The organism is Prevotella conceptionensis 9403948 (assembly GCF_000312305.1).
GTDB classification, from domain to species: Bacteria; Bacteroidota; Bacteroidia; order Bacteroidales; family Bacteroidaceae; genus Prevotella; species Prevotella conceptionensis.
Window position 1 is genome coordinate 121,613 of sequence record NZ_HE999447.1, and the last position, 10,333, is coordinate 131,945.

A 10,333-nucleotide genomic window follows, 5' to 3' on the forward strand; every position below is an offset into this window, starting at 1 on the left:
AATCACCACGATGTAGGGCATGTACTCGTGCCCCTTGGTGAGGTTTAACTGATGGTTGACAAACTTATCGTTGTATTCCTTGATGTTACGAGCACCAGCCGCCTTCAACAAGTCGTAGCGTGTGTCCATCAGTTTGCAAAGACTGTTGAGCGTACGCACCACTTTTGTAACGTCGGTTATGATGGGTTCATCGCTTTCTTCGGGCACTTTGGCCAAGAAATGGTTAACGATGGGCGAGTAAATGCTGAACTCTACCTTCTTCGGGTCTATCAAAACAAGCTTTAATTCGTTGGGATGTTTCTTGTAGAGCAAAGAGGTGATGACGGCATTAAGGCCAACCGACTTACCTTGACCCGTTGCACCGGCAACAAGCAAGTGGGGTATTTTGGCCAAATCGACCATAAACACTTCGTTGGTGATGGTTTTTCCCAAGGCCAAAGGCAAGTCCATCTTTGTTTCTTGGAACTTCTTCGAATTGAGAATGCTTTCCATCGACACGATGTTGGGCTTGTTATTGGGCACCTCTATGCCGATAGTGCCTTTGCCGGGGATGGGTGCGATGATGCGAATACCCAGTGCGGCAAGGCTCAGAGCTATGTCGTCTTCTAGGTTTCGTATCTTATTGATGCGCACACCCTCGGCTGGCGTTATCTCGTAGAGCGTAATGGTTGGGCCAACCGTTGCCTTAATCTCCCTTATTTCAACGCCAAAGTCGCGCAACACCTTGATAATTCGGTCGTTGTTAGCCTTCAACTCGGTCATGTCCACGTAGGGCTTGTTGTCGTTGTCGTAGGCTTTCAGCAAGTCGAGCGTGGGGTATTTGTAAGATAAGAAAGGCTCTAAGGGGTTAATGGGCGTACTCAACACATCAGCAGCAGTTAGTTCTCGGCCGCTAGCTGTTTCTTCTGCTTGTGGAATTTCCACTTTCAGCTGCGCCGAAGGGTCGCCATTCACCTGCTGTCCTTTATGGATATGTGCACCGCCAAACGCTTTATCGCCATCTAACCCCATTGTTCCGTCGGTGAGATCTACAACCGTTGGCTGCTCATCTTCTCCGTCATTGAGGTCTTCTTCGTCGTTTGCGGTCTTGTTTTCTCGTTGCGTTTCAATCTCCACTTCTTCGTCTCTGTCGGCAGGAACGGTTCTACTTCCATTGTTAGCAATGGTGAATTTCACCTTGTTAGTGATATACTTAACGGGATTTATCGCTTTGCGAACAAACGAAACAGTCTCTGCGCTAAGGTAAGTTAGAAACGCCAAAGCCACGATAAACAACAAGGCAGTAAGTCCAGGAGTTCCTATCATGTTCTCGATGTTTTGCACACAAAACAGCCCGTGATTGCCACCTGGGTTGAAAGTAAGGCTACCTGTAAGCGGAGTAAGGAACTTGGCGAAGGCCACCGAACACCAAATCATGATGATGGCAAGGTAAAAGAAGGTTTTCCAAAGGTTCACCTTGTAAGCGCGCGTTAGCTTAGCACCCGCTAAAAGTATGAAGACGGGAATGGCAAAAGCAGCGAAACCGAAGTTGAGCGTTATGAGCGTGTAGGCTAAAATAGCCCCCAACGAACCGCAATAGTTGGAAAATTCCTTGCCTGTATTGAGCCATTCGCCGGGGCGAAGGTCTTCCAATATGCTTTGATCAGCCTTTCCTGTGGTGAAAAAAGAGAACATAGCTAAGCCCACATACACAGCCAAGAGGATGAGTACGACACCTAAAACGAAGTCGGTCCGTTCGTTGCTTATCTTGAATATGCCGCTAAGTGAGAACGTTGAGCTTTTCCTTTTTGGCTTACTCTCTGTCTTTCTTTTTACCATCGTTGCTTTTTTATCTGAAAATCAACTGCAAAATTAGCGTAAAAAACCAAGAAAGGCCTATAAAGTCACAACTTTTTTCTAATTTTGCAACACGTTATAACTCGAAGTGGAAATGAGAAAGATTATATATAACAAATTCGATAAGAAAAGCATTGCACAACTTCCAACCGTCAACTTCCCCGGTAAAACGGTGGTGGTGATGAGCGAAAGCGAGGCAGAAAAAGCCGTGCACTTCCTTCTTAGCCAAGACATCTTGGGCGTAGACACCGAGACGCGTCCCTCGTTTAAGAAGGGGGAAACGCACATGGTGTCGCTCTTGCAGGTGTCAACAAGCGACGTTTGTTTCCTTTTCAGGCTCAACCACATTGGCATAACCCCTGCCATCTTGCGCCTTTTAGAAAATAAGGCGGTGCCGATGGTGGGCCTGTCACTTCACGACGACATGCTCTCCTTGCACAAGCGAGTTGCTTTCACGCCAGGCTACTTTATCGACTTGCAAGACCTTGTGGGCGAATTGGGCATCGAGGACCTAAGCCTGCAAAAGCTCTACGCCAACCTCTTTCACCAAAAAATAAGCAAAAGGCAACGGCTAACGAATTGGGATTCGGATGTTCTGAACGACAAACAGAAGGCCTATGCCGCACTCGACGCATGGGCTTGCATCAACTTATACAAGGAAATCTTACGCCTAAAACAAAGTGGCGACTACGAATTGGTGATTAACGAGCAAGACTAATGCCAGGTCATTTGCAGCCAAACACTTATCCAACATCATCTGGCAATATTAACAGTATGTACAAATCAATATATCTTAAAAAGGGAAAGGAAGAAAGTTTAAAGCGTTTTCACCCCTGGGTGTTCTCTGGAGCCATCAGTCATTTTGCCGAAAAGGGCGACATAGACGAGGGGGAACTGGTGCGCGTGCTCACAGATGGGGGCGACTTTATCGCCGTGGGGCATTATCAAATCGGCTCTATCGCCGTACGTGTGCTGTCTTTCAGGGATGTGAAAATTAACGCCGACTTTTGGAAAACCCGCCTAACCTCGGCACTTAACGCTCGTTTGGCCATCGGCATTGCCAACAAAGCCGACAACGACACCTATCGACTGGTGCATGGCGAAGGCGACAATCTGCCAGGACTAATAGTTGATTGCTACGGAAAAACGGCCGTGATGCAAGCCCATAGCGTGGGTATGCACCTTGCCCGACACGAGATTTGCAAGGCATTGGTTGAGGTTATGGGCCCCAACATAGAGAATGTGTATTACAAAAGTGACACTACCCTACCCTTCAAAGCGGAGTTGGGACAAGAGAATGAGTTTATCTATGGCGGCAGCGAGAACAATACGGGCAGGGAAAACGGCTTGCTTTTCCACGTTGATTGGCTGAAAGGACAAAAGACAGGGTTCTTTATCGACCAGCGCGATAATCGTTCGCTGCTCGAAAAGTACGCAATGGGAAAAAGCGTTCTCAACATGTTTTGCTACACAGGAGGCTTTTCGGTGTATGCTATGCGCGGCAACGCCAAGCTCGTTCACTCGGTAGACAGCAGCGCAAAGGCCATCGAACTGACCAACCAAAACGTGGAACAGAACTTCCCCAACGACAACAGGCACGAGGCTTTCTGCGAAGACGCATTCAAATTTCTAAACGCCAACGAGAACAAGTACGACCTCATTGTGCTAGACCCCCCTGCATTTGCTAAGCATCGCGCCGCACTTCACAATGCACTTAAAGGCTATACGCGGCTCAACGCTAAGGGGTTCGAGTGCATCAAGCCAGGCGGTCTGCTCTTCACATTCAGTTGTAGTCAGGTGGTTACCAAAGACCAATTTCGCAATGCCGTGTTTACGGCTGCCGCACAAGCAGGTCGCAAAGTTCGCATCATGCACCAACTGCATCAGCCTGCCGACCATCCCATCAACATTTTCCATCCCGAAGGCGAGTATTTAAAAGGACTTGTGCTATACGTAGAATAATAGGCCTGCGCCACCCAACAACACCCAAAGAGCGCATGAAGAAGATTGAACGAGAGGTAAGCCAATACATCGACCGCCACGACCTGCTTTCGCCAAGTGGTCGATACCTCGTTGCCCTGTCGGGTGGAGCCGACAGTGTGGCGCTCTTCCGCATGCTCTTACGTATGGACTACAATGTAGATGCCGTGCATTGCAACTTCAAACTACGCGGCGAAGAGTCGTTTCGCGACGAGGCCTTTTGCGAAAACCTATGCCGAGAACATGGCGTAGCTTTCCATACAGTGCACTTCGACACCGCCGAATACGCCGCCTTGCACAAGCTTAGCATAGAAATGGCAGCACGCGAATTGCGTTACAACCATTTCGAGAAACTCCGCAACGACCTTGATATGGATGGAATTTGCGTTGCCCACCATCAAGACGACAATGTTGAAACCATGCTCATCAACCTCTTAAGGGGCACGGGACTAAGCGGTCTTACGGGTATGAAACCTCGAAACGGGTACGTGTTGCGCCCCCTACTCGCCGTTTCGCACGCCCACTTGCTTAACTATCTGCAAGCACTTGGCCAAGCTTACGTAACCGACAGTACCAACCTGACCACCGATTTCACACGAAACAAAATCAGGCTGATGCTTGTTCCCCTGTTAACTGAAATCAATAGCGTTTCTACAAACAACATCGCGAAAACAATAGAAAGGCTTGCCGAGGCAGAAAAGATATTTAATTCTGCCATCGAAAGCCATGCAAGCGATGTCACGGTGATGCAAGAAGATACACCACGGTGGCGGTTGGGCATCTCGACAGACAGGTTACGACAAACGCCTTCGCCCGAATATGTGCTCTTCCAGCTAATACGTCCCCTGGGCTTTACGCCTGCACAGATAGAACAGATAGCGCAAAACTTTGACCAACAAACGGGTAAGCTGTGGCAATCGCCCACACATACACTTGTTGTTGATAGGCAAATGCTCTTGGTTGAACAAACGATGAACGCTGACGAACTGGCCAGAACAATGCGCATACCCGAAGAAGGAACCTATGTTTTCTCGCCAAATGTGCGCATAAAAGTGAGTAAGGGCGCGAAAGACCAAGGTTTTTCACCCAGTAAGGCTCCCCATTGTGCACATCTCGACATGGCCAACATCGCCTTTCCGTTAATGGTTAGGCACATAAAAACGGCCGACCGATTTGTGCCTTTCGGCATGCGGAGCTCTAAATTGGTAAGCGATTTTCTAACAGACAGAAAACGCTCGTACTTCGACCGACAACGACAGCTAGCCGTTTTCGATGCCAACGATGCGCTTTTGTGGCTCGTGGGCGAACGCACAGACAACCGTTTTAGGATAACGGAAAGAACAACCAACTTTTTACAACTCGACTATCTGGAGATTTAAATTCCTTAGTTTGCCAGTTTGTATGTTTCTTAATTCTTTGGTCTTTGTATTCGCCACAAAGTTTATAAGTTCGTCATATTTTGTTGAAGTGGCGTGTGGTATTATGCACATCTTCAAAATCTTATAAGCTTTTAAACCTCTAACGCGGGCGTTTGCCCAATTCGTAAAATCTCAACAGAACAATCCTTACGGCGTATTTGTCGCCAAGAAGTGATTGGAAGAAACAATTATCAAACCAAAAAGACAATGAAAAAGGCTATTATTATGGGCGCATCGTCGGGCATTGGCTATGCCGTTGCCAAGCGTCTTATTGAAGAAGGTTGGATGGTGGGACTTTCTGCCCGCCGACTAGAACCGCTAGAAACATTAACACAACTGGCTCCTGAAAGGGTATTTACACAACGCATTGACGTAACCAACACTGAGGCTACAACGCCTCTATCGCAACTCGTCGCTCGTTTGGGCGGCATCGACCTCTATTTTCATGCCTCAGGCATTGGTAAACAAAACACTTTGCTAGACGAAAGCATTGAGCAAGCCACACTAGCCACCAACGTAATGGGCTTTGCACGCATGGTCGACTTTGTGTTTAACTACATGGCCGACAACGGTGGCGGACACATAGCCATCATTTCGTCGGTTGCAGGCACCAAGGGTATTGGCAGCGCGGCATCGTACAGCGCGTCTAAAACATTCCAAAATGCTTATATCCAAGCACTCGACCAATTGGCAGTAAAGCGTGGATTGCCCATAATCTTCACCGACATAAGGCCTGGCTTTGTAGACACCCCCATCCTTACGGGCGACAACTACCCGATGCTGATGACGGTAGAACATGTTGTCGAGCGTATTATGTGGGCATTAAAACGCAAAAAACGTGTGCGAATTATCGACTGGCGTTATCGACTGATGGTTCGTATTTGGCGCATGATACCCAATTGTGTTTGGCGCAAAATGAAGATTGGCAAAGCCTAATGCGGCAATCCATCGCTTCGAAAGTACAATAAAGGCGAAAATGTTCGCACATTTCGTTATATTTTATTAAATTTGCAGGCGTTTTTCAGGAAACAAAAATACAAACACTTAGTTTAACACAAGCGATGAAAATTGAAGAAAGTCAACACGTTGAGTCCAAGAAACTGTTGCGAAGAAAGTTAGACCTATTACTTCGAACAGGCCAAATCCTCGTTGAAAGTTCGGCAGACACGAGCCGCATTATGCGTAACATGAAACGAACCGCCGCCTATTTGGGGTTAAAAGAAGAGCATCTGCACATCCACATCACCTACAACATGTTGATGGTGAACCTCAGCGATGGTGCACATTCGTTTTCAAAATTCCAGCGTTGCGACAAGCATGGCATTGAGATGCGCGCCATTTCCGACATCAGCAAGCTGTCGTGGAGTGCCATCAGAGAAGACTATTCGTTAGACCGCTACGAGGAAGAACTTAACAAAATCTGCAAGCGCAAGCGCAGTTACACGCCCTGGCAGGTAGCCATAGCGGCAGGTTTTGCATGTGGAGGTTTCTGCATTCAGTTCGGTTGCGATTGGACGGCCTTCTTTTACGCATCTCTTGCAGCAGCCTTGGGGTTCCGTTTGCGTACAAAACTCAACGAGATAGGCTCTAACGGCTATGCCAACATTGCCATTGCGGCCTTTGTTTCTACTATCATAGCATGGCTGTTGGGTACATTTGCCAACTCGCAGTTGGTGGCCGACATGCCCCAATGGCTTGCCCATGCACTACAAACCACCACCCCCTGGCATCCACTTATGGCCTGCACGTTGTTTATTGTGCCAGGGGTGCCTATCATCAACTTTGTTAGCGATGTGCTCGACAACAACATCGAGGTGGGTATTGTGCGTGGTGTCAACACCATACTCATCGTCGCTGCTATGGCATTCGGCATAGTAGTGGCCATACGCGTGTGTGGAATAGACAACTTTGTAAGGGACCTTAGCATGACACCCCACCACGCTTATTGGGAATATGCCATAGCGGCCGCCATCTCGGCCATGGGCTTTGCCACCATTTACAACTTCCCTCCTAAGCAATTGTGGATACTCGCACTGGGCGGAATTGTGGCCGTATGCACCCGAAACTATGTTAATTTAGGAGACAGTTCTCACAACATCGGACTTGATTTAGGGCCTGTTATTGGCTCGTTAGTTGGCGCATCGCTCATCAGCATCATCTATGTCAAGGTGGTTCATTGGGTTCATCTACCACACCAGTGTCTTTCCATACCCACAGTCATACCTATGGTGCCAGGTGTGCTGATGTACCGTTGCCTTTTTGCTTTGCTAGACATGCACGGTGTTGTGGGCGAACTAACCACTGCCATGACAAATGGTATCCGTGCATCGCTCATTGTGTTGTGCATTGCCGTTGGTGTGGCCATCCCCAACATCTTTGCAAGGAAGTGGATTGCACCCAATAGACAACGCAAACTAAAACGGTTGATTGAAGAAAGAAAAGCACGTGGTAGGTTTGTAGACCTTGACGAGGTGGATATCTAACAGAAATTATGAGTTGGTGAGTTTTTGAGTTTATGAGTTGATGATTTTTTGAGTTAGTGAGTCTATGAACGGATGAGTTAATGAGTTTACTTGTCGCAACTTTTAGTTTTCAACAAAGAAGTACTTGGTTTAACTTCGTTACCTCTTTCCTCTTGAAGTAAAACTCAATAACCCACCAACACATAAACTCAAAAAAATCATCTACTCATCAACTCACTAACCCTTCAACTCAAAAACTTAAATTTTTATCTTTTATTTTACAACAGCATTTAAATTCTCACTTCGTTCTAGCGAAAAAATGGCCTAAAAAGTAGCAAAATGACCACAATTCTTGGTCTTTCACGTCTTTTGCTTTGTCATTTTTTAAGAAAACAACCTGCATTTTGCACCATTTCGCCTTTCTATTTTGGTTGTCGGCTCGTAATTTTCCAAGCCCAATTACACGCTTTTAACCCCCAATACCCCACATTTTAGCATAAATTCTGCCCTTCGGGGCATGTTTTTAATGGCACTAAAGGGGCTTATCTCTTTCTTTATAGTGTATATTTATGCTTATCATCTTGCATTTAACCACATTTTTGGCTTACGTTTAGCACCAAAACGCGCTGCATTTAGCACCAAAACGCACTGCGTTTAGCACCAAAACGCACTGCGTTTAGCACCAAAATACACTACATTTAGCACCAAAACACACTGCATTTAGCTGCAAATAGCCCAAAACATGGCGCGAATGACGGTTCTTTGAAATAAATATTCATTTTTCCAGCATTTACGTCTACCCCCATTTTGCACCAAAACAAACCTTCGCGAGAATCGATTTTTTGCGACAAGTTGGGCGATTGATGGATTGGAAGGGCACTTTTGATGTTAAAAATTAAGCGCAAATATTTACATTCTTGCGTAAAGAAACAATATGAACGGCCTGTGAAGGTTGCAGACATGCCTCTTGGTGTGTGCAAACTGAAAAAGAAAATATGTCATTACTTGTATGCCTACATAAAACGATTGGCAGGACCAATGGGCTAAATTTAGTAAGGCTATGCCTTATCATGAGGGCAAAAGGACAGATTAAGTGTGATTTGTAGCATTAGATTCTGTAAGAGGTACATGTTTATAAAACGTTTAGAAGGAGACAATAATACCCAACAAAAAGGGCAGACGATGAACTCGCCTGCCCTTTTGTTATTCTAGTGCAAGATAATGAATGTGAACAATTATCCCAATGCTAATCTTTCGAGAGATTGAGATTGTAAACCGTTACGCCGATGAACGTGAGCATGGCAACGAACAGAACAACGGGTGTGAAACTCGTTAGGTTTAAGCCATACAGTGCATCATAGAACTGCGAACTTAGGATGTGGCCAATGCGTGCCACCTGTTCCCAACCCCGCGTAAGCAGAATAAACGCCAAGCCCACCACGCAACAGAAGAGTGTCCAAGCCCTGTTGTAGGTGCGGATGGCCGAACGGGGCAGCTTTTGCATCACGCGTTCAGAAAAGCCGTTGTCGAATATTTCTTGTTTATGCTCCGAAAAGAACTGCATCAACAATTCGTCATCTCTTTCTGTCATATCCATTTTCTTTTAAGTATCGGGTCATTTTTTCTTTTCCTCTGAACAAATGCGACTTTACGGTTCCTGCGGCCATGCCCGTTATCTCGGCTATTTTGTCGATGGGCTGGCCCTCCATGAGTTGTAAAGTAACGCATGTTCGTTCGTAGCTGCTCAGCTTGTTCAATGCTTCGTAAATGTCGAGCGAAACGGTTGTGTCGGAAACCTCTGCGTTTCGCCGTGCTACCTCCGTCGTTTCCAAGTCCTCTGTGTGCTTGTTGCTGCGTGTATAGTCGTAGAAAACGTTGTAGGCAATGCGATACAGCCAAGTGGAAAAGGCCGAGTCGCCCCTGAATTTGGTGATATTGAGGTAGGCTTTTACGAATGTGTCTTGTGCCAAGTCGTCGCTCAACGGCTCGTTTCCCAACGTTTGGTTGAGAAAGAATCGCCTGATGGGCGACTGATACCTCACAACCAGCTCGTTAAAAGCTTTACGGTTGTGTTGTTCAGCCGCCAAGGCAACCAGTGTATTATCGTTGAGCTGCGTCACGTTCATTTAGAATTCGGGATGGTTGTTTTCGTCTTTATTTTCGCGTTTCTTGCGAGATGCGCGTGCCATATACACTTGTCCAAGTCCGTAGCACAGCACCAACAGACCCACACCTGCAAGGCTTTCTGCATCGAACATGAGGAACATCAAGGCCAAACCCAGCCCAAGAGCAGTGTTCTTCACACCTCGTTTCCAAAGCAACTCATCGCTTTCGGCAAACGCGGCATCGGCCTTTGCAGGTGGCAACTGCCCCATTTCCATGGCCTTCATCGACAACTTCACGCGGTCGTTGTGCCGCTTTACCATATAATATATTATCAAACCGAAGATTAGGAAGGGCGCGCACGCAAGAATGAAACCGAGAAAGACGATAATAACGACCGCAACCGCGGCTCCTGGGCCATGGCCGGCAACCCTATTAATGAAATGGCCAAAATCATCGTGGATGTCATCATCGTCGTCCCACGAGCTGGATACATTGGCACTATCCGAACCCGATCCGTTGGCAGAAGCGGTG

At 46.9% G+C, this 10,333-nt stretch carries 9 protein-coding genes; 5 read left to right on the forward strand and 4 right to left on the reverse strand.

The window, feature by feature from the left end; translation table 11 throughout:
* Positions 1–1,818, reverse strand: a 1,818-nt coding sequence (locus BN93_RS08390; RefSeq protein ID WP_044260222.1) for a DNA translocase FtsK 4TM domain-containing protein, incomplete at its 3' end; no start/stop codon positions are given.
* A 112-nt stretch (positions 1,819–1,930) separates the two neighbouring features.
* Between BN93_RS08390 and BN93_RS08395 the strand changes: the two genes are divergently transcribed.
* From BN93_RS08395 to BN93_RS08415, 5 genes are all read left to right on the forward strand, one after another.
* A complete protein-coding gene (locus BN93_RS08395; protein ID WP_019187894.1) occupies positions 1,931–2,554 on the forward strand; it encodes a 3'-5' exonuclease in 624 nt (207 codons plus the stop codon).
* Between the two features lie 56 nt (positions 2,555–2,610).
* On the forward strand, positions 2,611–3,798 hold the full coding sequence (locus tag BN93_RS08400; RefSeq protein ID WP_019187895.1) for a class I SAM-dependent rRNA methyltransferase: 1,188 nt from the start codon (positions 2,611–2,613) through the stop codon (positions 3,796–3,798).
* A gap of 35 nt (positions 3,799–3,833) precedes the next feature.
* Entirely contained in the window at positions 3,834–5,195 is a 1,362-nt protein-coding gene (gene tilS, locus BN93_RS08405; protein WP_019187896.1) for a tRNA lysidine(34) synthetase TilS, read from the forward strand.
* 246 nt (positions 5,196–5,441) lie between these two features.
* Complete coding sequence (locus BN93_RS08410) at positions 5,442–6,170, forward strand: SDR family NAD(P)-dependent oxidoreductase (RefSeq protein WP_044260278.1); 729 nt, start codon at positions 5,442–5,444, stop codon at positions 6,168–6,170.
* A 125-nt stretch (positions 6,171–6,295) separates the two neighbouring features.
* Complete coding sequence (locus BN93_RS08415; protein WP_019187898.1) at positions 6,296–7,717, forward strand: threonine/serine exporter family protein; 1,422 nt, start codon at positions 6,296–6,298, stop codon at positions 7,715–7,717.
* Positions 7,718–8,942: 1,225 nt separating this feature from the next.
* Here BN93_RS08415 and BN93_RS08425 read toward each other — a convergent pair.
* The 3 genes from BN93_RS08425 to BN93_RS08435 form a co-directional block, all read right to left on the reverse strand.
* A complete protein-coding gene (locus tag BN93_RS08425) occupies positions 8,943–9,287 on the reverse strand; it encodes a DUF5056 domain-containing protein (RefSeq protein ID WP_019187900.1) in 345 nt (114 codons plus the stop codon).
* Positions 9,271–9,822 (reverse strand): RNA polymerase sigma factor, encoded by a 552-nt coding sequence (locus tag BN93_RS08430; RefSeq protein WP_019187901.1) that lies wholly within the window; start codon positions 9,820–9,822, stop codon positions 9,271–9,273. Before BN93_RS08430 ends, BN93_RS08425 begins: the two co-directional genes overlap by 17 nt.
* Positions 9,823–10,333, reverse strand: a 511-nt coding sequence (locus BN93_RS08435) for a DUF6249 domain-containing protein (RefSeq protein ID WP_019187902.1), incomplete at its 5' end; no start/stop codon positions are given. It lies immediately after the preceding gene.

Excerpts from the sequence above, each read along its gene's own strand:
- BN93_RS08395 (WP_019187894.1), top strand. The coding sequence starts at position 1,931 with ATGAGAAAGATTATATATAACAAATTCGATAAGAAAAGCATTGCACAA.
- BN93_RS08400 (WP_019187895.1), top strand. The coding sequence starts at position 2,611 with ATGTACAAATCAATATATCTTAAAAAGGGAAAGGAAGAAAGTTTAAAG.
- tilS (WP_019187896.1), top strand. The coding sequence starts at position 3,834 with ATGAAGAAGATTGAACGAGAGGTAAGCCAATACATCGACCGCCACGAC.
- BN93_RS08410 (WP_044260278.1), top strand. The coding sequence starts at position 5,442 with ATGAAAAAGGCTATTATTATGGGCGCATCGTCGGGCATTGGCTATGCC.
- BN93_RS08415 (WP_019187898.1), top strand. The coding sequence starts at position 6,296 with ATGAAAATTGAAGAAAGTCAACACGTTGAGTCCAAGAAACTGTTGCGA.
- BN93_RS08425 (WP_019187900.1), bottom strand. The coding sequence starts at position 9,287 with ATGACAGAAAGAGATGACGAATTGTTGATGCAGTTCTTTTCGGAGCAT.
- BN93_RS08430 (WP_019187901.1), bottom strand. The coding sequence starts at position 9,822 with ATGAACGTGACGCAGCTCAACGATAATACACTGGTTGCCTTGGCGGCT.